The sequence below is a fragment of the Clostridium sp. BSD9I1 genome (genome assembly GCF_900185645.1).
GTDB lineage: Bacteria > Bacillota > Clostridia > Clostridiales > Clostridiaceae > Clostridium_AK.
In genome coordinates, this window is the sequence record NZ_FYAM01000011.1 from 167,692 (window position 1) to 188,197 (window position 20,506).

The 20,506-nt window shown below is 31.6% G+C and carries 19 protein-coding genes; 7 read left to right on the plus strand and 12 right to left on the minus strand.

The window, feature by feature from the left end:
* Nucleotides 1-13: 13 nt before the first annotated feature.
* Nucleotides 14-1,630, minus strand: a complete 1,617-nt coding sequence (locus BSD9I1_RS06200) for a response regulator (RefSeq protein ID WP_186429602.1) — start codon at nt 1,628-1,630, stop codon at nt 14-16.
* A gap of 454 nt (nt 1,631-2,084) precedes the next feature.
* On the opposite strand from BSD9I1_RS06200, the gene BSD9I1_RS06205 reads away from it, so the two are divergent.
* On the plus strand, nt 2,085-2,654 hold the full coding sequence (locus tag BSD9I1_RS06205; RefSeq protein WP_186429603.1) for a flavin reductase family protein: 570 nt from the start codon (nt 2,085-2,087) through the stop codon (nt 2,652-2,654).
* A 274-nt stretch (nt 2,655-2,928) separates the two neighbouring features.
* On the opposite strand, the gene BSD9I1_RS06210 is transcribed toward BSD9I1_RS06205, so the two are convergent.
* From BSD9I1_RS06210 to BSD9I1_RS06240, 7 genes are all read right to left on the minus strand, one after another.
* Nucleotides 2,929-3,822 (minus strand): ABC transporter permease, encoded by an 894-nt coding sequence (locus BSD9I1_RS06210; RefSeq protein WP_242966428.1) that lies wholly within the window; start codon nt 3,820-3,822, stop codon nt 2,929-2,931.
* 67 nt (nt 3,823-3,889) lie between these two features.
* A complete protein-coding gene (locus BSD9I1_RS06215) occupies nt 3,890-5,200 on the minus strand; it encodes an HlyD family secretion protein (RefSeq protein WP_186429605.1) in 1,311 nt (436 codons plus the stop codon).
* An 18-nt stretch (nt 5,201-5,218) separates the two neighbouring features.
* A complete protein-coding gene (locus tag BSD9I1_RS06220) occupies nt 5,219-6,088 on the minus strand; it encodes a carbohydrate ABC transporter permease (RefSeq protein ID WP_186429606.1) in 870 nt (289 codons plus the stop codon).
* The gene (locus tag BSD9I1_RS06225; protein WP_186429607.1) at nt 6,085-6,951 is read right to left on the minus strand and encodes a carbohydrate ABC transporter permease; all 867 of its coding nucleotides are present in this window, start codon (nt 6,949-6,951) and stop codon (nt 6,085-6,087) included. The genes BSD9I1_RS06220 and BSD9I1_RS06225 overlap by 4 nt, the downstream gene beginning before the upstream one ends.
* Nucleotides 6,944-8,470 carry an ABC transporter substrate-binding protein gene (locus BSD9I1_RS06230; protein ID WP_186429608.1) on the minus strand — a complete coding sequence of 509 codons (1,527 nt, stop codon included), beginning with the start codon at nt 8,468-8,470 and terminating at the stop codon, nt 6,944-6,946. The genes BSD9I1_RS06225 and BSD9I1_RS06230 overlap by 8 nt, the downstream gene beginning before the upstream one ends.
* 128 nt (nt 8,471-8,598) lie before the next feature.
* Nucleotides 8,599-10,050 (minus strand): HAMP domain-containing sensor histidine kinase, encoded by a 1,452-nt coding sequence (locus tag BSD9I1_RS06235; protein ID WP_186429609.1) that lies wholly within the window; start codon nt 10,048-10,050, stop codon nt 8,599-8,601.
* On the minus strand, nt 10,043-10,726 hold the full coding sequence (locus tag BSD9I1_RS06240) for a response regulator transcription factor (RefSeq protein ID WP_186429610.1): 684 nt from the start codon (nt 10,724-10,726) through the stop codon (nt 10,043-10,045). The genes BSD9I1_RS06235 and BSD9I1_RS06240 overlap by 8 nt, the downstream gene beginning before the upstream one ends.
* Nucleotides 10,727-10,964: 238 nt before the next feature.
* Between BSD9I1_RS06240 and BSD9I1_RS06245 the strand changes: the two genes are divergently transcribed.
* From BSD9I1_RS06245 to BSD9I1_RS06260, 4 genes are read left to right on the plus strand one after another with little or no spacing between them, the layout of a single operon-like run.
* Nucleotides 10,965-11,651, plus strand: a complete 687-nt coding sequence (locus tag BSD9I1_RS06245; RefSeq protein WP_186429611.1) for a TetR/AcrR family transcriptional regulator — start codon at nt 10,965-10,967, stop codon at nt 11,649-11,651.
* Nucleotides 11,652-11,657: 6 nt separating this feature from the next.
* Nucleotides 11,658-12,779 (plus strand): HlyD family secretion protein, encoded by a 1,122-nt coding sequence (locus BSD9I1_RS06250; RefSeq protein WP_242966429.1) that lies wholly within the window; start codon nt 11,658-11,660, stop codon nt 12,777-12,779.
* Nucleotides 12,780-12,791: 12 nt separating this feature from the next.
* Entirely contained in the window at nt 12,792-13,568 is a 777-nt protein-coding gene (locus tag BSD9I1_RS06255) for an ABC transporter ATP-binding protein (protein WP_035310448.1), read from the plus strand.
* A gap of 12 nt (nt 13,569-13,580) precedes the next feature.
* Nucleotides 13,581-14,687, plus strand: coding sequence for an ABC transporter permease (locus BSD9I1_RS06260; RefSeq protein ID WP_186429612.1), 1,107 nt, complete (start codon nt 13,581-13,583; stop codon nt 14,685-14,687).
* A 196-nt stretch (nt 14,688-14,883) separates the two neighbouring features.
* Here BSD9I1_RS06260 and BSD9I1_RS06265 read toward each other — a convergent pair whose 3' ends face one another.
* Entirely contained in the window at nt 14,884-15,144 is a 261-nt protein-coding gene (locus tag BSD9I1_RS06265; protein WP_186429613.1) for a hypothetical protein, read from the minus strand.
* A 379-nt stretch (nt 15,145-15,523) separates the two neighbouring features.
* Between BSD9I1_RS06265 and BSD9I1_RS06270 the strand changes: the two genes are divergently transcribed.
* The gene (locus tag BSD9I1_RS06270) at nt 15,524-16,123 is read left to right on the plus strand and encodes a hypothetical protein (protein ID WP_186429614.1); all 600 of its coding nucleotides are present in this window, start codon (nt 15,524-15,526) and stop codon (nt 16,121-16,123) included.
* A 63-nt stretch (nt 16,124-16,186) separates the two neighbouring features.
* Nucleotides 16,187-16,351, plus strand: a complete 165-nt coding sequence (locus BSD9I1_RS06275) for a hypothetical protein (RefSeq protein ID WP_186429615.1) — start codon at nt 16,187-16,189, stop codon at nt 16,349-16,351.
* Nucleotides 16,352-16,509: 158 nt separating this feature from the next.
* On the opposite strand, the gene BSD9I1_RS06280 is transcribed toward BSD9I1_RS06275, so the two are convergent.
* The 3 genes from BSD9I1_RS06280 to BSD9I1_RS06290 all read right to left on the minus strand — a co-directional run bounded on the left by BSD9I1_RS06280 (nt 16,510) and on the right by BSD9I1_RS06290 (nt 20,500).
* Nucleotides 16,510-17,709, minus strand: a complete 1,200-nt coding sequence (locus BSD9I1_RS06280; RefSeq protein WP_186429616.1) for a DUF401 family protein — start codon at nt 17,707-17,709, stop codon at nt 16,510-16,512.
* Nucleotides 17,710-17,875: 166 nt separating this feature from the next.
* Nucleotides 17,876-18,916: a branched-chain amino acid aminotransferase gene (locus tag BSD9I1_RS06285; protein WP_278281158.1), complete on the minus strand. Its 1,041-nt coding sequence runs from the start codon at nt 18,914-18,916 to the stop codon at nt 17,876-17,878.
* Nucleotides 18,917-19,078: 162 nt separating this feature from the next.
* The gene (locus BSD9I1_RS06290; protein WP_186429617.1) at nt 19,079-20,500 is read right to left on the minus strand and encodes a sodium:alanine symporter family protein; all 1,422 of its coding nucleotides are present in this window, start codon (nt 20,498-20,500) and stop codon (nt 19,079-19,081) included.
* Between the last annotated feature and the right edge of the window lie 6 nt (nt 20,501-20,506).

Here is a 20,506-nt window from a genome sequence, read left to right on the forward strand (position 1 = left end):
CTCCCTATATTACTTATGAATACAACTTACGATATTCATTAGGTTTAAGTCCAGTATTTTTCTTAAAAGTTTTAGTAAAATGCTTTAAATCATTGTATCCTACTTCCTGGCAAATCACAGCAATACTTAAGTTAGATTCTCTTAGAAGTTCCTTTGCTTTGTTCATACGCACCTCAGAAAGATATTCCAAGAAATTAACTCCGCTTTCCTTTTTAAATAAAGAACTAAAGTAGGATGCATTAAATCCAACAATACTCGCAATTTCCTCAAGACATATAGGACTCATATAATTTTCTTGAATGTATTTTTTAGCAGTACGAATTGGTTTCGTATCTGACTGTTTTTTATTATAAATAATCTCATCAAGAGATTTTTCAATTATCATAGTCAGGTATTGAAACAACTGGTTCATTGAGCCGCAGCGAGTAGAATGAATATAAAACTTCTCATAAAATTCTTCATCATTTTGCAATTCTACTTGATTGTTTCTAAGATTAACTAAATACATCTCACATATATGTTTTGCCAAAGAAAAAATTTCATGTCCAGACATATCTTTTTTTACTTCTATTTTTTCTTTTATACTTTTTATAGAAGATAATACGGAATCTTTATCAAATATTTCTAATGCTATTGCCATGGTTTTATTTAATTCCGCTAGCAATTCATTTTTTCTTTCAGATGTATCATTTACAGCTACATCTTGAATAATCTTACCCGTTCCCTCAATAATGCGCTGCCCTACTGCAAATCTAGCTACTCTAAATGTTTCCTTTAACTGCTTTATATCCTTTACAATACTTCCTACTCCAATGGTAAATTGAAACTGTACAAATGCTATTCTTAATACCATTAATTCGTCTAATACTTTTTTAATCTGATGTCGTATAACTTTTTTATTATTTTCATCATAATTTAAAATACAATATGCAACACTGTCATTAAAATAAATTTCCACATCAAAACATTCTTGTCTAAATAATAGGTTTAAGATATTTGTAACTTTTTCTTGCAGCAGTTTAAGACTATCATTGTAATGTTCTTCAAACCCACAATCAATTTTGACTGCAATGACTTGAAAATTTCCTCTTTTAAAATTAGAATGATAATCTTCATTAATTTTTTCTAACTCTAAATTTTCTGTTGTAATACCCTTTTGAAGTAAGTACTCTGTAAATATTTTAGAGCGAAGTTTGCTGATATCACTTTGAAGGAGCAACTTAAAATGTTCCTCATTGGTTAATCTATCCATTCTCTGCATATACTTCTCTCGTATATTAGTAAGTGTATTTAAAAGTTCATCTTTTTTAACAGGCTTTAGTATATAATCTCCTACACCATATCTAATAGCATTTTGAGCATACTCAAAATGGGAATATCCGCTTATTATAATAAAGTAAATACTTTCCTTTATATTTTTAGCTCGTCCAATCATTTCTAATCCATCATAACCCGGCATGCGGATATCTGTAACTACTATATCTGGTGAAAATTTTTCAATTAATTCCAATGCTTCAACGCCATTGTGAGCCATTGCTACAACTTCCATATCAAGTGATTTCCAATCAATTAAATTAAATATTAACTGACATACTTTTTCTTCATCATCTGCTATGATAACTTTTATCATATTTATATCCTTTCAAATCTTTTATTTTATATATCTATCATAATAAATAGTCTTTGAAATAACTTTATAAATCTAATTATATATTAGATTTATACATGAAAAGCTTATCAGGTTTTATTATATCAAACAATTTAACATACTTCTACAACACTCAAATATATATACTTAGAGAATTTAAGCCAATGCTTGGTTAAGCATTGGCCTTTTGATTTATAAAAAATCTTATCAATATGTTGTTCTTTAACACAATCTGTTACATTACTTGTTTTAAACCTTTATGCTCAATTCAAATATTTATATGTTTTTACTCTTTTTTCTCAGTTCACTCTAGATGACCCCCCCATTGGTGATTAAAGTCACGGTACAACCTTCTAGTAATTGCTATAATAAGTTAAAAAGCTTGCTTTAGTTTCAGGAAAATAAAGCAGTAATTTACTGAATGGAGTGATTTTCAATGAAAAAAACAAGAGTTAATTTTAATAAAATGTATTATGGCTTCCCTATTTTTCTTATAAGCTTTTACGATGAAAATGGTGTGCCTAATGTCACTACCCTATCCTCTTCTTACACATTAATGGACATGGTAACTCTAGGTTTTGGAAAAAAGGGCTATGCAATAAATCAAATTAAAAAGATGAAGGACTTTGTAATCAACATACCTGATAAAAAGATGATGCAGCAAATTGACTTTTGCGGATTTATTTCAGGCCATAAAACTAAAAAGTTTGATTTTGTAAATCTAACTCCAGTAAAGTCTGAACTCGTAAATGCACCAATAATTGAAGAATGCCCAGTATCTATTGAATGCAGCTTAACGGACATTATAGAAACCGATGATTTTCCTAATATCACAAATATTTTAGCAAAGATTAAAGGAAGAGTTGTCGCTTCTTCACTTTTAGATGAAGAAGGCAATTTAATTTGTGAAGAACTAAATCCAGTTTTATATGTTGGAGATGGAGCAAAACGCGCCTATAGATATACTGAAAAGGCAACTATGGATTCTCCTAAATCATTTTTATAATAGCAAAAAGGGGCTGTGGCATTAAGAAATTAAACCTCAATATATTATTTTAGAATTTAAAAATCTAATACAATATATTGTAGTTTTTATTCTTTGTGCGACAGCCCCGTTTCTAAGTTAGATTTAAACAATACATTCTGAGGTGCTTATCTTGCTCACCCCACTATATACAGATATGTATCTAACCTTGTATTTACTGCTTCAGCTACAATATCAAAACTATATATTTATAACATACTCATATCATTTCATGGTTAGACCCCTGGATCGCTTACTATTTACCAGTTAATCCCAGAGGCCTGACCCCGCCCATAAGTCCTATCAACGTATTTATATCCATATTCCAATTGATGCACATTTTAAATATATTGTATGCAATAATACTTAAGCTGCATATACAAAAGACAATATAAAAGGATCTTCTTAATAAACTATATAGATTATCTGGTTTACTTTGTAAAATATCTTTAAAGTAACATTGCATTAATAAATCCTTGAAAGCTTTATATGAATCCATAAATTTTTTTATATTAGATTTAAATGTAGAAACTATTATAACACAAATAGCAGATAAGATTGTTACAATTGCTTGTTCTTGAATAACTCGTGTTATTTCTTTAAAATTTATAAAATCATGACTGGTATCTGTTACGTTTGCTTCCTTAAATTCATTTTTTATATATTCTTCTGATACTCCATTATCTGAATCTATGAAGGTCAAAAATGTAGTTGGTTTATCACTTAAGAGAGTTATAGGAACATATATATTTTTATTTTCTTTATCTTCATCACTAATAACTCCTACTATTGTATAAGGCTCACTATCCCAAAAAACATTATTACCTACAATATCATAGCTGCCAAACAATTCAAAAGCCGCAAGCTCATTTAATACTACTGATTTATTTTTTTGTTTCTGTGCTAATTGTGTAAAAAAACTACCTTTAACAACGCTATATCCTGTAATATATGGATAGGTGTAATTAGTTCCTTTTAAAAACACACTATGGTTAGAATTAAGAGCTTTGATTTTTTCTTCTTTATTTATTTCATATGTAAGTAAGAAATTTTCCTCATTTAGCTGTTCAAGTTTATCAACATTAACTCCAGCAATAGTATTAGATTTTGGTACAGCTAAAAGGAGATTTTCAAACCCTTTATTCTTCATAAACAAAATCATAAATACTTGAAAACAAATTAGAATTATCAATATCAATAGCAAAGTAATTTTATATTTATTCTGCAAAAAAATCACCTACATTTTCCACTTTAACAGTTTCCTCATCCGAAAATGGCTTATCACTTAATAATACTATGGGTTCAAAGAAATCCATCCCCTTTGTGATTACTGTATTCTCATTATCTGAATCACCTATATAAACAGATACTTTCTTCACATAAAATTCATCGCCCAACATCCCTTTACGTTTTTTTATCTGATAAATGAAATATCCATCATTATCTTTATTAATGGCGCCGTTAGGAACTAATGTATAAGAAGTTGTACTTTCTTTTGAAAATTCAATTTCAAAAGTTTCTCCTGATGTTACTTCACCTGATTTAAAAGTTATTGTTGCTTGTTTATTATTTTCCTTTGGTGATACTTTTGTTACAACACCATCAAATGCATGAGCAGAATTTGTCAACTTGCAAACATCTTTTGCGCTAATAAAGTTATTGTCAAGAGTAATATCACATACTATTTCAAAATCATTACCTACGCCAAAACTTATCATTAATTGATTGGTGTTTACAGATTGTCCTATTTTTACAGGAATTGAAATGACAGTTGCGTCCTTTGGGGCTGTGATGACAGCATTATTTTCATAATCTGATAAAGCTTTTTTGTATAGTCCCTCCTGGTTTGTAAGATTTTCTAAATCGAGACTTTTTGATTTTAAGCTTTGTTGTAATGTTTCAAGATTATTTTGATAAGCTTCATGAGCATTTTTAAAATCATTTTTTAAACTTTGCAAATCATACTTAAAGTTTTCCAGTGTATTTTTGCTATTGTCTAACTCTTTTTTAGAGATGATTCCTTCTTCGTATAAAATTTTTAATTTGTTATATTCATCTTCCGAGTTTTTTATTTGACTTTCCATTTTTTTAATTTGATTTTCTATTTTTGCAAGATCATTTGCTGACGTTGGATTTGAAATTGTATTTTTTGTATCATTTATTTTTGTTTCTAGGCTTTCAATATCAACATTTAGTTTACTTTTATTAATTTGTATTTCCTTTAATTTACTGACAATATCATCTTCATCATAACTTAAGTGAAATAGCGGTTGTCCTTTTTTTACTTTATCCCCCTCTTTAATTAGTATTTTTTCTATAGTTCCACCTACTTCTGAGTAGATTTCCTCAATATTTGCCCAGTTAACAATACCGGATGTTGTTTCATATTTATTTACTTTTCCACTAACAGGAGCTGCGGCAGTTACCACGGGTAAGTTGTGAGTATAAATTGTCTTTGATAGAAACATTAAAATGATTAATAAAATAAGAAATGCTGCACCTACAACTTTAATATTTATTTTAGCCATATTTACCCCCTAGAGAAATTACTTTATTCCTGAAAGTTCTATTCCTTTTTCTAAGTTTTCTTGTCCTACCAATAAAAACCATAATGGTAAAAACATATATATACATGAAGCTGCAAATATTATTCCAATCTTACCTTCTGCAATTCTTGATAAATAAACGGATAATGGCTCTCGGTAATAATCTTTAATAAATATAATGGCTTGCTCAACTAAATTCCAATACTCTATAAAAACAAGCATAGAAAGTGCAGCTATCCCTGATTTTATCTGAGGTATTACAATATAAAAAAATATGTAAAAGGGACCTGCTCCATCAATAGAAGCTGCCTCAGAATACTCTATCGGCATTGACTTCATACTTTGACGCAGCAGGAATGTTCCAAATGGAGAAAATATACCTGGCAAAATAATAGCTAAATAGCTATCTTTTATATTAATCATATCTGCAACTATATAATTAGGCACTAAAACCGCCTGCAGAGGCATAAGCATAACAATTATGTAGATAAAAAATACCACTTCCTTGTATTTCCAATCCCATATTGTAAATCCGTATGCTGTTAGCAAGGATATAACTACATTTCCAATCACTACAGGAACTGTGATTTTCAATGAATTCATTAATAAAATCATAAATGATGGTTGATTAATAAGAGTTTCTTTATACTGTTCAAATGTAACTTCATTTGGTATTAATTTCATATCAACCAAATTATCTTTTATACCAGCTGCTATGTCAAAAGAAGAAAGCTTAGTTGCATAATTTAGGCCTATTTCCGTTTCCGACATAAAAGAATTTGTAAATGTTATTATCAAGGGAAAAAGAAATATAAATCCTAATATAAATAAAATTATATAAGAATAGTTTTTAACAAACTTTGTTTTCATTTAGATATCTCCTTTTCAATTTTAAAAAGAAATTGTGTCAGTATCCCAATGATTAGTATTAAGATACATGTTGCTGTAGTTAGCTTTTGATAATTAAGAGAGCTAAACATATTGTTCATAAAATGCTGCAGCATGTATATGCTCTCATGAGGATAGCTGCCTGTAATTAAATATATTTCTTTAAACACCTTAAAGGAATTGATAATAGACATAATAACCACAATAAAAAAAGTAGGAATCAAATTTGCAAGGGTAATATTAACAAACTCATTTAGCGGGCCAGCACCATCAACCTTTGCCGCTTCATAGTATTCCTTTGGAATTGAGCTTAAGCCTGATAAAAACAATATCATGTTATATCCAAGGTTTTTCCATATAAATATAAGAACAATCACATACCTTACGTTAGATGTTTCCAGCCAATTGATTTTTTCAAATCCTAATTGACATAAAATACTATTTAAAACTCCACTATAGTCAAAAAACATTTTCCAAAAGAACACCATTGAGCCTGATGGAATAACTAATGGAATTAAAAATATCAAAATAAAAAGTTTTTTATACCTTTTTATTTTCTTTATTAACATAGCTACCCCTAAAGACATAAAAATATTTAGGGGTACGCATATAGAAATAAATACTAATGTATTTTTTAATCCTCTGAGATATGGTTTATTATTAAGCAAGTCTATGAAATTTCTTAGTCCAACAAAACTTCCATTAACTGCCTTATCACTAAAAGCATATCCCAGAGATAATACAAACGGCCATATATAAAATATAATAAATCCTAAAAGACCTGGAAGAATAAACAGCAATGCTGGATTTAAACTTCTTTTCTTAGAAAATATTGTTTTATTCATTTAAATACAACTCAACTTTACTTTGTACTATTTCGGAAACTTCTTTTGCAGTCTTACTTCCATCAAAGAAGTATTTTACTTCTGACTTTATAATTTGATTTATAACTGTGTCCTGTAGCATATATTTATTAAGCATATCAGAATACTTATTTACTGCATTCATTAAATTATTAAATGTTTTAGTTTGCTTTTCATTCAATTTTGGTGTAGCTTTATCAGGAGAATATAATTCACCTGTAACTTGCTGCTTTGATTTTTCTTCGCTTGCTTTATTATTAATAGGACGACCTGTTAAATAAAAGGAGGTCTGCATTTCTTCACTTGCAAGAAACTTAATGAATTCCCAAGCTGTTTTCTTATTATCAGAGTTAGAATTTAATGCATAAGCCTGTGAAAAATCAAATATAACTTCATTTTCATCATTCTTTAAAATACCTGCTATTGCATCATTATTTCCAAAAATCCCGCTTCCTCCAACATTAATGACACCTTTATTAGTTTTGCTGTCGTCAAATGCTTGAAGAAGCATTGCATCTTTAACAGTCTTGTATATATTCTCTTTTGAAGCATTTTTCTTCGATATATCAGCCATGCTTTTTTGTGCAGATAAATTTAAATACCCTTTTTTCTCATATTCTTTAGATTTTTCTAGAATATTTATAAACTCTTCATTATTAAAGTTTGCAGTACGATTTTCAATATCCACAAAATCATCATATTTTAAATTGAATAGCTGATTAAATATAGAACTAGTTCCAGCAGAACCGCTAGAAAGACTAAACATTTTAATAGGATTTGCTGAGTTCTTGCTATTATATTCATCAAAAGAACTCTTACCTATTTCAGCTAATTGATCGTAAGTATAGCCATCGTATGGATTAAAATTATTTTGATCTTTAGGGTTTAATAATGTCTTATCATAACTTATAAAATCAAAGGAATAATCTAAAGGGAAAATGTATTGACCTCCTTTATAACTTACAGCATCCAATATATTCTTACGATAATTATCTTTATTAAATGCTTTATCCTGTTCCATATACAAGCTTAAATCCTCTATTTGACCATTTTCAGCATATTTGTAGTATGGCAAAATATCCATGGCAAGAACATCTGCTCCTTTACCTGTCATAAGTTCTGTGTTGACTTGATTTATGTAATCACTTTGGCTTTTTTCATCTATGGTTGCAGTAATCATTTTCTTGCCTTTGCCAGCAGTTTTAACATCAGGTGCCTTTGAGAACGCACTAACATTAACCTTTGTACCTGGATATTTTGCTTCAAAAGCTTTTGCTGCTGCTTCTAAATAGCTTTTATACATAACAGAATCATAAGAAGAAACATTTATTTCTCCTGATATTTCTCCCTTAAGAGCTTCAGCTACTTTGTCCATATTTTCAGATTTATTAGCTCCCTTTTGAGCTTCATTAGTATTGATATTACTATCCACTTTACTGCTGCATGCTGTAACAGAAATTAACATGGATAGTAACAAAATAATTGAAATAATCCTTTTCATTGTTTCTCCTCCTCAAATTTGTTTAATTAAAACAACTCATTTGAATTGAGTATATAATTTGCGTTTGAAGTTACTGTGAAATTAATATGAAGTTCATATGAAGTTAATTAGAAACAAAAAAACTGCCTCTAATGAGCAGTTTTTTCAAAATATATACTAAATTTTAAACCCAAAGCTGTATTTTCCAGTTTATAAGATAGACCTAACTTTTCAAAATTTCGTTTTACAATATATAAACCTAAACCCGTTCCACTTTTATTTTTATTTCTGCTGTAATTACGGGTATAAAATGGCTCAAATAGCTTTTGCAATTCACCTTCTGGTATATTATCACATTGGTTTTCAACTGAAAAACAATATAAATTTGATTCCTCCATCGTAGCTATATTGATGTTTCCCTTTTCAACAGTATATCTAACAGCATTTGATATAACATTAGATATAATTGTTTTTAAAATAACCTTATCTGATTGTATAGTAAAATCTAACTTTGGCAAAATAACATTCAACTTTTTTTCATCAATAAATAATTGATTATCCTCTAAAGTTGACTCTACTAATTCACAAAGCTTTATTTCTTCTTGTTTTACAGTGTTTTCAATTATTTGTAATCTTGATGCGTTTAATATTTCATTTAATAAGCTCGTCAAACTATCAATTAATTTTTTACTCTTTAAAAGATATTTATCCCTATCTTTATATACTCCAACATTATCAATCATACCCTCTATAATACCGTTTAATGCAGAAATTGGAGTTTTTAATTCATGACTTGCCGCTCGCATGAAATCAGTTTTTGATTTTTCAAGTTCAGATACTTTATCCATTTCTATTTTTAAATTATCAATGTTTGAACAAAGTTTTTCATACAGCAAATCCAAATTCTCCGACAATTCCCCTATTTCATTTTTTGCCCTCAAGCCGGATTTAATATCCGGTGTTAAGGTCTGCATTTGCCTGGCAGTATCCGACAACTTAACAATAGGATTTGTAATTTTCTTTGAATAAAGATACGCTGCTATAAGCGCAATGAGAATATCCACAACTAATAAATAAGGTGCTAAAGATATTATCACACCCTTAGCCTCATTAATAGGCTGCATTGTTCCATTAATTCTAATATAGCCTATAGCATTAGTCCCTATATATTTTTTAAATTCAATTGAAGAAGCCTTATTACGAAAAATAAATACTTCTCTTTTTTTATTTGTGTTTTGATTTTCAGTTATTTTATCAACCTTAATCCTTACCCTTGGTGCATCTTCATTAGCATTATAGTATAAGTTAAATGGTGTTGAAAGCTCAACTATTAGCTCGTCCTTTTCGTCATAAACCATAACATTTGCATTATTTAAGGTAGAAAACTCTGCTATTAATTTAGAGATTTCTTCATCTTCCTTTGCAGACTTTATATTTTCAACTAAAACTTCTGTATTAGCTTCTAAGTTTTTCTGTTTTGAATAATGATAATAATCAGGCAAAACTGTACACAAAATCCCAAATGATATTATAATAACCAAAGAAATTAATATAGAGGTAAATATGAATGTATCAAGGATAATTCCTCTTTTTTTAAACATCCTTAACACCACTCCATTCATCCTCTATTTTATATCCAACACCTTTGACTGTTTGAATAATATTTACTTTGAATTTTTTACGGACATTTTTTATATGTACATCTACAATACGTTCATCTCCAAAATAGTCATATCCCCATACATAATTTAAAAGCTGCTGTCTTGAAAGAACCTTTCCGCAATTTTTCATAAGTATCCTTAGCAATTCAAATTCCTTTAATGTCAATATAACCTTTTCTCCATTTTCAAAAGCAGAATAGCTGTCCACATCAATATAAATTGGTCCAACTTGAAAGGAATTATACATTTTCCCCGTTCTTCTCAATAAGCATTTTACCCTTTTAACAAGCAATTTTGGAGAAAATGGTTTTGTTACATAATCATCTGCAAGAGCATCAAAGCTAATGAGTTGTGTATGCTCGTCGCTTAATGCAGTTAACATAAGCACTGGTGTATCACATAATTCACGAATTGTTTTTAAAAGCTCCAGACCTGTTATCTCTGGCAGCATTATATCTAAAATGTATAAATCTATATTATCTACTTTTGTTATAATATCATATGCTTTTTGTCCATCCTCAGCTGTTATAACAACAAAGCCTGACTCTTTTAAATATTCAGCTACAACTTCTCTTATATTTTCATCATCTTCAACAATAAGTATTTTATTCTCCATATTAACACCTAATTTCCCTATATTACTAATTTTATTATACATAAGTTATCTTAAAACTTCTACTCTGGTTTTTTATTCCAGGGGCCAGGTCCCTTGCATTTTTTTCCAAGGGCCTGACCCTTTACTTTCTTTCCCTTTACAAAAGAATATAAATGTTGTAAGCTAATAATGAGTAAACACTCATTATTAAAAAGTTATCACTTATACAAATTTACATATAGGAGGAATAAATCATATTATGGACTTTTCAAAAGATGAAAATGCAAGTTTAATAGAAAGCCTATTTTTAGAAGGAAACTTCTCTGAAGAAGAAATTACAAAAAGGCAGTGGCAGATAATAGAGGCTGCAGTGAAGGTCTTTTCTGAAAAAGGTTTTGGTCAAAGCAGAACCAGTGAAATTGCTAAAGAGGCAGAAGTAGCAGAGGGAACTATTTTTAGGTATTACAAGACTAAGCAGGATTTACTTATGGGACTTATACTACCTATAATTGTTAAATTTTTTAGGCCCCTAGTTATTAAATCTGCAGAAGCAATTATAAAGAATGAAAAAGATAAGCCTATAGACGAGGTAATAAAAGATTTATTTATAGATAGATTAACTCTTATAGAAAAAAACTTTCCACTTATTAAAACTGTTTTTGTGGAAGCCATGTATCATCCAGAGTTATTAGAAACTATTCAAAGGGATATTGCACCTAAGGTCATCCCCTTTATAAGTGCCTTTGTGGAAGGAAACATAGAAAAAGGAAATTTTAGAGATGACATAGATCCAAGTGTTATAACAAGGACCATGATTAGTATGCTTATGGGTTATATTTCTCTAACGGGTATGTTCCCTGAGTTTTTCCATAAAAAAGAAGGCAAAGAAGAAGATATAAAAAATATGGTAGATATATTGCTTAATGGCATATTATCTAAGGAATAAAAAGGAGTGGTTATTTTGGCAAAAAAGAAAAATATCAAAATTATAGCCTCCATACTCGCATTAGCATGCCTTTCAACCTTTTTTATAATGAAAAATGCTAATAAGGATAAAGATGATGAATACATATACTATGGTTCAGCTGAAGCAGATAAGATAAACCTCTCTGCAGAAATCAATGGGAAAGTTAAAGAGCTAAAATTTAAAGAAGGGAATAAGATCAAGCCAGGAAACTTAGTTGCAATTATAGACCCAAGTGAAAGTGAACTAAAACTACAGAGTGCTGAAATTGGTGTGAAAAGTGCTGAAAATCAATTAGGAAAGGTGCAAGAAGGAACCAGAGCAGAAGAAATAAAAGCTCAAGAAGCTGTAGTAAGACAAGCCCAAGCTTTTGTTGCTCAAGGAGAAGCCTCAGTTCAATCAGCTAAGGATAGCCTTGATGCTGCAAAGAAAAATTATGATTATAGAAAAAAGATTTATGATGATACTGCAGCTCTATATAAAGAAGGAATAGAGTCAAAATACAATATGGATGCAGCTAAGAACCTCTTTGATAATACTTCAAATACATTAAATACTGTTAATAGTTCCATAAGTTCTGCCAACGCTCAGCTAAATAGCTATAAAGCACAGCTGGATGCTGCAAAGGAAAAGTTAAACTTACTTATAAATGGAGCTACCAATAGAGATAAAACCTCTGCCTCTTATGAAGTAGAAAAAGCTAAAAATAGTTATGAACTTTCTAAAATTGCACTGGATAAAAGCAATGTAATATCTTTAGCTTCTGGAACCATAGAAACTATCAATTATAAAACGGGAGAATATGTGGCACCAGGAAGCCCTATAGTTACATTGCTCAATACTGAAAATATGTGGGTAAAAATATATGTGCCAGAAAAAGTACTTCCTAGCATTAAGCTGGATAAAGAAGTAACTATGAAAAGTGATTTTCTTGAAGGTAAAACTATAAAGGGTAAGATAAGCTATATTTCCTCAGAAGCAGAATTCACCCCAATGAACATAGTTACTAAGAAAGATAGAGCAAAACTTGTATATGGCGTGAAAATAAAAATAATGGATAACTTAGATATAGTTAAACCTGGAATGCTCTTTGATGTAAATTTAAAATAACGGGGGTTTATTATGGAATACGCTATTTCAATAAAACATCTAACCAAAAAATTCAATGACTTTACAGCGGTGGATGACCTATCCTTTGATATACCTAAAGGAAAAATATTTGGATTTTTAGGGCCAAATGGTTCCGGAAAATCCACCACCATAAGAATGATTTGTGGAGTGCTCAGACCTACCTCTGGTGAAGGAAAAGTGCTTGGCTATGATATTATAAAGGAATCTGAAAAAATCAAACAAAATATAGGATATATGTCTCAAAAGTTTAGTTTGTATGAAGACTTAACTGTGGAGGAAAATCTTGATTTCTACGGTAATATCTATATGTTACCTAAGGAAAGATTGGCCCAGAGAAAATTAGAACTCATTGAAATGGCAAATTTAAAGGGTAAGGAAAAAAGTTTGGCAGGTACCCTATCCGGTGGATGGAAGCAAAGACTTGCTTTAGGCTGTGCACTTATACATAGTCCAAGCCTACTGGTGCTGGATGAACCTACTGCAGGAGTTGACCCTGTTTCAAGAAGAGAATTTTGGCATACAATAACAGAGCTCGCTAAGGGCGGCATAACTGTCCTAGTAACCACCCACTATATGGATGAAGCCTCTATATGCGACATTACAGCTTTTATATACAATAGCAAACTTATTACCATTGATACCACGGATAACTTATATAAAAAGCATGGAGTAAATAATTTAGAGGATATATTTATTGATTATGTAAAAAAACTCTCCAATAGAGATGTTATATCATCTTTTGATGAGCTAAAGCTGTCAAAGGATTAGGGGGAAAATTTAATGAAGTGGAAAAGACTATTTACTATTACAAAGAAAGAATTTATTCATATAAGAAGAGATAAAGCCAGTTTAGCCATAGCCATGGTTATGCCAATTATGATGCTGTTTTTATTTGGCTTTGCAGTAAACACAGATGTAAATAATGTAAACTTAGTTGTTTATGATGGAGATAAAACCTCTGATAGTAGAGAATTAGTAAATAAATTCACAAATTCCTATTATTTTACCCTATATGATATGGTAAATTCTCAAAAGGAAGTGCAAGAAGCTATAGATATGGGTGAAGCAAAGGTTGGACTTGTAATTCCACCTGAATTTACAAAAAATCTTAGAAAAAACACCCCTTCAGAAATTCAGGTGCTGGTAGACGGGTCAGATCCAACCATAGCAAGAACTGCACTGTCTTACTCTTTATTAATTGGGAATAACTATTCTCTTAAATTAAAGAAAATAAGCCCAAGCAGCAGCGTTAATGTAAAACCTTTTACTTTATACAACCCAACTATGGAAAGCAGCAATTTTAACATACCTGGAGTTATAGGATTAATTTTGCAAAACATAACGGTGATACTAACTTCTTTTACCATGGTAAGGGAAAAAGAAAAAGGAACCATAGAGCAGCTTATTATGACTCCCGTTACAGCCCTTGAATTGATTTTAGGAAAATTAATTCCTTATACTATTATAGGTTTTGTGGACATGCTGATAGCACTTGCTTTAGGATACTTAATATTTGGAGTTGTGGTAAAGGGCAGTATGCTTTTACTTATTTTGTTAGGTACGCTATTTTTGATATGTTCCTTGGCCATGGGGATGCTTATATCGACTGTAGCTAAAACTCAACTGCAAGCCATGCAGGCCTCCATTGGGCTGCTTTTACCAAGTGTACTTCTTTCAGGATTTATGTTTCCAAGAGAAGCAATGCCAAAAGTTGTATACTACATGGGCAACATTTTACCTATAACATACTTTCTGCAAATACTTAGAGGAATAATTGTAAAGGGAGTTGGTTTTTCTTATTTAATAAAACCAATTAGTTCCCTAATGCTTTTAATTTTTATTATTGTCTTTATTACTATGAAAAAGTTCAGCAAAACCTTGGATTAAAATATAAAAAAGCAGTAAAATATCTATAACGAGTTTACTTTAGAGGTACAAAAACTAAAATTAAAGGGATTTTTACAATAGCTTTTGTAAAGGAAAAGGCATGATAATTAGATGAAATTATCATGCCTTTTTACTTCTCAATAAAATTCAATTTATTAACATTAATTTTGGTTTTTGTATGTAAGCCATGCTCCTATTACCCAAAGCAGAAATGGTGTATTTCTAGCATTTCTTCAAGGTCTTCTTCTATATAATCTTTACACCCAAACCCATACCTGCACTCATAAAGTCCAGTATTCTCAATTTGGCACATCACACTTTCATGTCCATACTTTCCACACCATTTACATTTATTTAGAGCTTGTTCGTTTATTGCGGCCTTACATACATAACCACCTTCAACAGCCTCAAAGAGTTCACCATCACATTTATGTTTAACATTACATTCTTTGTCCATCTTATTCACCTCATTTTATTATTTTAACTATATGATATATTTAATTCAACTCTACAAGTTAACATTTATCTGTCTGCTTAATAAATAATCCTTACTTCGTAAAAAATACAAGTATTCATTACTATTGTACCTTAATCACAAAGATAATTCCAATACATTCAAAACTATATATACTTAACTATAACTTTTACAGTCACTTTTGCACCCCTAAAGTAAATTCGTTAGACTATCCATTGCTTCTTTTAATACTTTTTCCTTTTTAACCCAGGGGTCAAGCCCCTTACTTTTTTTGCCAGGGTCCTGACCCCTATTTCATGTTTTTATGCTATAATATTTTTAATGACAAATCAACAATATTTAAAGAAAGGATCCTTAAATAATGAAGTCAAAATTTTTAAAGAAAAAATTTATTCTTGTTATTTTATCCTTGTTCTTTGCAAATATATTAATTGGCTGCTCTATTAATAAATCTACAATTGATTATTCCAATAAAGAAAACTCTTCAATATCACAGGACGAAGAAAAAGAAACATCAAAGAATTCTTCTAAGGAAGTAAATTCAACTAAAAAGTTAGGAAAAGACGAAAATAATATCGCTCCAGAAAAAGCTAAGGTAAGTGGTAAGGTTAAATTATATGAAGGCACTTATTTTGACGACAGGCGTTTTGGAGATAATATCTTGGAAAGTTCTTGCGAAGTTGTCATTTCCAATGTGAGGGATAATTCTTTTGATTTTACCATATATCAAGTGGATGGAAAAACAGAAAATAAAAAAGTTATTTTCCTTACAAATACAGCGGTTTTTATAGGAGATGGAACAAAGGCTGCTTTTTACGGAAAAAATTATACCCTTAATTTTACATTTCCAAATAATCATAGAGCATATCCTGTTGTAACAGACATGATGATATCTGGCTTTGCGCCATTGGAAGGTAAAACCTATGTTAATAATGGAATACCAGGGCATGAATTTAGCTAGAATAATTTATGTAGCGATGTACAAACTAACTGTGTAAAGATATTATGCTGAGGAGGTGTTCTTATGCCAAAAGATAGTCAACCAGATAATAAGGTAGCAAGAATGGAAAAATGTAATTATCAAACTCCAATAACTGAAGAAGGACATAACCATAATCCTAATGCAAAGCACAAGTCTATAAAGAATCAGGGATTTAAAAGTCAACACTTTAATAGATTTGGTAATTAAATATCTTTATACAAGATGTAACCAAGTGAAAATTCACTTGGTTATGTTTGTTTAAATCTCTTCACAGATAATTTTCTTAATAATTTTATTGTTATTCTTTTATCCCTAAACTCTACAATTATATATAAACAAATTAGCTGCCTTAAAAAGGCAGCCTATTATATAATCAATAAAATATTATAGTAAATAGTCATTAAAATACAAAACAACAGTGCCATAGGTAATGTTTTTCGAATCAATTCGCCTAAAGTTACGTTGAAATAATCAGCTGCTATTACCAGACAGATATGGGTTGGGGATACCTGACTAGCTGCATGACAGATGCACATAAGATATACCATCAGTGGCATGCCGCCCGGAATGGCAGCAAACGCCAGCGGAGTTCCCATGGCGATGGCTCCCGTTGTGCCACTGATTGCAGTGGCCACAAAAAACAGCAGTGCAAACACCAAATAGGTCGGAAGCGGCAATGCTGCCATGGCTTCCGGCAGCAGTTTAAGAACACCGGTATAATCAATAAATTCTTTTAAAACCAATACCAGAAATGTATTAGACAGCATTTTTCCTTCAAAAGCTGAACGAAACATAGCTGACAGTTCTACAGCTCCAATATGATAAACCAGTATGGATGCAACAATGGATATCAGCACCGATGAAACAACCGAAAACCCAAATCCCAGAATCAACACCAAAATCAGCAATAGCGACCATAAATGCTCAAATAAATGTAGCACATCTTTTGCGCGGGAATCACTCCCCGGTGTACCCGGATTTTTTGGAAGTCTCCTTAGATATGGCACATATCCCAACACCACCAGTACAATCACCGGCACAATCATTCCCATAAGAAATTGAGAAATAGGTACTTCTGACAATGTCAACATCAGCAGCACACCAGTGTAAGTAGGTAATGCGCTCTCTGGAATATGTCGAAACCAACTGGCAACAACGGCCTGTTCCTTGGGCTCCAGGTATCCATCCGTGGCATCTTTTACGATATCACTGCACAGGATCATGGATGCCGCCGACGGAAGCAGTCCAATAAACAGAGCTGCTCCCACTGTATTGATCCGGCGGTTATGAAAGATTCCGTCCAAATCCTGCTGCGCTAGTTTAATTTGGCTGCGGGATTCTAAAATGCGCTGTAAAAAAGTAATTAGATACAGGGAGATCAGCACGGATAACGATGACCACTTGGTAATTACCATGGTTGTCCGTCTTCCAATCTCCACAGGTGGAATCTGGTAAAAGAATGCTGTGACAATTAACCCTCCCAGAATCGCCTGATACAACGGACGTCGAATTGCCAGCAGGCCAATGATTACAAGAAATACAACCGCCAGATATATGATCTGCATTTTTATTAAACCTCCTCATATCCTATTGCAATTTAACTATAACTCCTAAGCATATTTTATGGAAAATGCTTCAAGCAATCAATATATAAGCCAATTTATTAGTAACTATTATTTTTAATAGTTATATGTTGCATTTAACTATTTCACTACTATTTTATTATAACAATCAGCAAATCTTCCTAATCCATCCTTCTGGTGCCTCTACATCTCCTAACTGAATTCCAGTTAATGTATCATAAAGCTTTTGGGTAACAGGTCCCATAGTCTTCTGACAGCCAGAAAAACAAATTTCTTTTTCATGATCTACCACTTTCCCTACTGGAGAAATCACCGCTGCTGTTCCACACAAGCCACATTCTACAAAAGAATTGATTTCAGACAATCTAACTGGTCTCTCAGTCACTTTCAAACCAAGATATTTCTCTGCCACAGTCATCATAGAGCGTCTTGTAATAGATGGTAAAATAGACTCTGATTTTGGAATAACAATTTCATTATCTTTTGTTACAAAATAGAAATTAGCTCCGCCGGTTTCTTCCACGAAGGTTCTCGTAGCAGAATCTAGAAACATGTTCTCATCAAATCCTTTTCGATGTGATTCCACATATGCATGCAAACTCATTGCATAATTTAGCCCCGCTTTTAAATGTCCGGTTCCATGTGGTGCAGCTCGGTCAAAATCACTGACACAAATTGTTAATGGTTTTACACCACCTTTAAAATAAGGCCCAACTGGAGTACATAATATACGGAATTGATATTCCTCTGCTGGCTTCACACCAATTACCGGAGAGGATGCAAACATATAAGGTCTCAAGTAAAGTGTTGCTCCGCTTCCGTAGGGTGGAACCCAGGCAGCATTTGCTTTTACTACCTGATCAATTGCATCTAAAAATCGTTCTTTCGGAAATGGCGGCATTTCCAAACCTTTTGCAGAATTTATCATTCGTTCTGCATTTAAATCAGGACGGAATGTTACAATACTCCCATCTTTTGTTGTATAAGCCTTTAATCCTTCAAATATTGACTGGCAATATTGAAAAACACCTGCAGATTCATTTAAAATAATATTTGAATCTGAAGTAAGTGACCCCTTGTCCCACTCACCATTTTTATAATTTGAAACATATCGTTTATCAGTTTCTCTATATGAAAACCCTATGTTTTCCCATACTAAATTCTTTTTTTCCATATTCTCACCTTCCATTTCATCTAAATTAGAGTAAAGTTTTTTATATTTTTATTTATATATAAAGGATTACAGGGTTTTTAACCAAAAACTCTGTAATCCTTTTTTCTGTGTTATAGAGTAATCTCTAATTTACTTTTATTTATTACTAAATATATTACTCATGTTCAATCATTTTTTCTACTCTGTAACATCCTCTTGCAAATGCTCAACAGAATTATTTCTCAGTTTACTTTCATAATCTTTAAGCAACTTAAAGAATACTCCGCTAAGTGCCACGCAGGTAAGTACATTAATAAATGTAGGCAAAGCAGTCATTACGTCAGCAAATAACCACATTGTCTTTGGTGGTAGCCCTACTGTAACTGCAAGTAAAACCATTGCGTATTGTGACAAAGGATAGATATACCTTATAACTTTAACAATTTGTTCGTTCTTTTCTGATTCACCAAACATAAATCTTAGGATTGATTCGGCATACGTCCATTGACCTGTTGATGTAGTCCATGCAAATATAAATATAGCCACATTTAACAATACTCTTCCTGGATAGCCAAGAGTTGATTCAAATGCTGTTAGCGTTAATGTTGCACCTGAAGCTCCAGAGGACCATACTCCTGTCGTTAATATCACAAGCGATGTCATAGTACCAACGATTATAGTATCAACAAATACTTCGAATGTTCCCCATAATCCCTGGTCAATTGGGCTCTTTACTTTAGCTGTTGCATGTGCCATTGGCGCTGTACCAAAGCCAGCTTCATTACTATATACAGATCTTGAAACACCTCTCTTGATTACCGCTGATAAAGCAGCACCACCGAAGCCTCCTACCGCAGCCATTGGCTTAAATGCAGCATGAAAAATCAATTGAAAAGCTGGCACTACATTTTCAATATTCATGAGTATAATAAGCAATCCACCAATTAAATAGAATCCTGTCATTAATGGAACAACTTTTGATGCCATTTCTGCAATTCTTTTGATTCCTCCAAATAGAACTAAATAAGTAAGAACAACATAAATGGTTCCTGTTACTATCATTGGTATTCCAAAGGTTGATTCAAATGATTCTGCTACTGTATATGACTGCAAACTAATAAATATTACAAAAAACATTCCAAATATAAATATTCCCGCTAGTAACTTCCACCACTTCACACCGCGCTCTATTCCCAAGCCCTTTTTAATATAATACATTGGTCCACCGAATGCACTACCGTCAGGATTTACTTCCCTATAATGAACAGCTAGTGTTACTTCAACCATTTTAGTCATCATTCCTACAAATGCGGCTACCCACATCCAAAATACTGCTCCTGGTCCACCAGTTGCTATAGCGCTTGCCACCCCTGCAATATTTCCAACACCAATTGTACTTGCTAATGCTATACTTACTGCTTGAATGGGTGATACAATACCCTTTTCATTATTACTATCACTCTTAAACATAGCTCCAAATGTGTTTTTCATAATAAACCCAAATTTTCTAAACTGGAAAAATCCTGAACCAATTGTGAAGAATAAGCCTGAGCCAATTACAAGTATGATAAGCGGTAATCCCCATAAAAAATCAGCCAAAGTTGATAATAAATTTCCCATATTTAT

What these genes read in the sequence shown, in the direction of transcription:
- BSD9I1_RS06280 (WP_186429616.1), bottom strand. Translation starts at nt 17,709, where the DNA reads ATGCAGATCATATATCTGGCGGTTGTATTTCTTGTAATCATTGGCCTG.
- BSD9I1_RS06225 (WP_186429607.1), bottom strand. Translation starts at nt 6,951, where the DNA reads ATGAATAAAACAATATTTTCTAAGAAAAGAAGTTTAAATCCAGCATTG.
- BSD9I1_RS06215 (WP_186429605.1), bottom strand. Translation starts at nt 5,200, where the DNA reads ATGGCTAAAATAAATATTAAAGTTGTAGGTGCAGCATTTCTTATTTTA.
- BSD9I1_RS06290 (WP_186429617.1), bottom strand. Translation starts at nt 20,500, where the DNA reads ATGGGAAATTTATTATCAACTTTGGCTGATTTTTTATGGGGATTACCG.
- BSD9I1_RS06270 (WP_186429614.1), top strand. Translation starts at nt 15,524, where the DNA reads ATGAAGTCAAAATTTTTAAAGAAAAAATTTATTCTTGTTATTTTATCC.
- BSD9I1_RS06205 (WP_186429603.1), top strand. Translation starts at nt 2,085, where the DNA reads ATGAAAAAAACAAGAGTTAATTTTAATAAAATGTATTATGGCTTCCCT.
- BSD9I1_RS06200 (WP_186429602.1), bottom strand. Translation starts at nt 1,630, where the DNA reads ATGATAAAAGTTATCATAGCAGATGATGAAGAAAAAGTATGTCAGTTA.
- BSD9I1_RS06235 (WP_186429609.1), bottom strand. Translation starts at nt 10,050, where the DNA reads ATGTTTAAAAAAAGAGGAATTATCCTTGATACATTCATATTTACCTCT.
- BSD9I1_RS06230 (WP_186429608.1), bottom strand. Translation starts at nt 8,470, where the DNA reads ATGAAAAGGATTATTTCAATTATTTTGTTACTATCCATGTTAATTTCT.
- BSD9I1_RS06275 (WP_186429615.1), top strand. Translation starts at nt 16,187, where the DNA reads ATGCCAAAAGATAGTCAACCAGATAATAAGGTAGCAAGAATGGAAAAA.
- BSD9I1_RS06285 (WP_278281158.1), bottom strand. Translation starts at nt 18,916, where the DNA reads ATGGAAGGTGAGAATATGGAAAAAAAGAATTTAGTATGGGAAAACATA.
- BSD9I1_RS06245 (WP_186429611.1), top strand. Translation starts at nt 10,965, where the DNA reads ATGGACTTTTCAAAAGATGAAAATGCAAGTTTAATAGAAAGCCTATTT.
- BSD9I1_RS06255 (WP_035310448.1), top strand. Translation starts at nt 12,792, where the DNA reads ATGGAATACGCTATTTCAATAAAACATCTAACCAAAAAATTCAATGAC.
- BSD9I1_RS06265 (WP_186429613.1), bottom strand. Translation starts at nt 15,144, where the DNA reads ATGGACAAAGAATGTAATGTTAAACATAAATGTGATGGTGAACTCTTT.
- BSD9I1_RS06210 (WP_242966428.1), bottom strand. Translation starts at nt 3,822, where the DNA reads ATGAAGAATAAAGGGTTTGAAAATCTCCTTTTAGCTGTACCAAAATCT.
- BSD9I1_RS06240 (WP_186429610.1), bottom strand. Translation starts at nt 10,726, where the DNA reads ATGGAGAATAAAATACTTATTGTTGAAGATGATGAAAATATAAGAGAA.
- BSD9I1_RS06220 (WP_186429606.1), bottom strand. Translation starts at nt 6,088, where the DNA reads ATGAAAACAAAGTTTGTTAAAAACTATTCTTATATAATTTTATTTATA.
- BSD9I1_RS06260 (WP_186429612.1), top strand. Translation starts at nt 13,581, where the DNA reads ATGAAGTGGAAAAGACTATTTACTATTACAAAGAAAGAATTTATTCAT.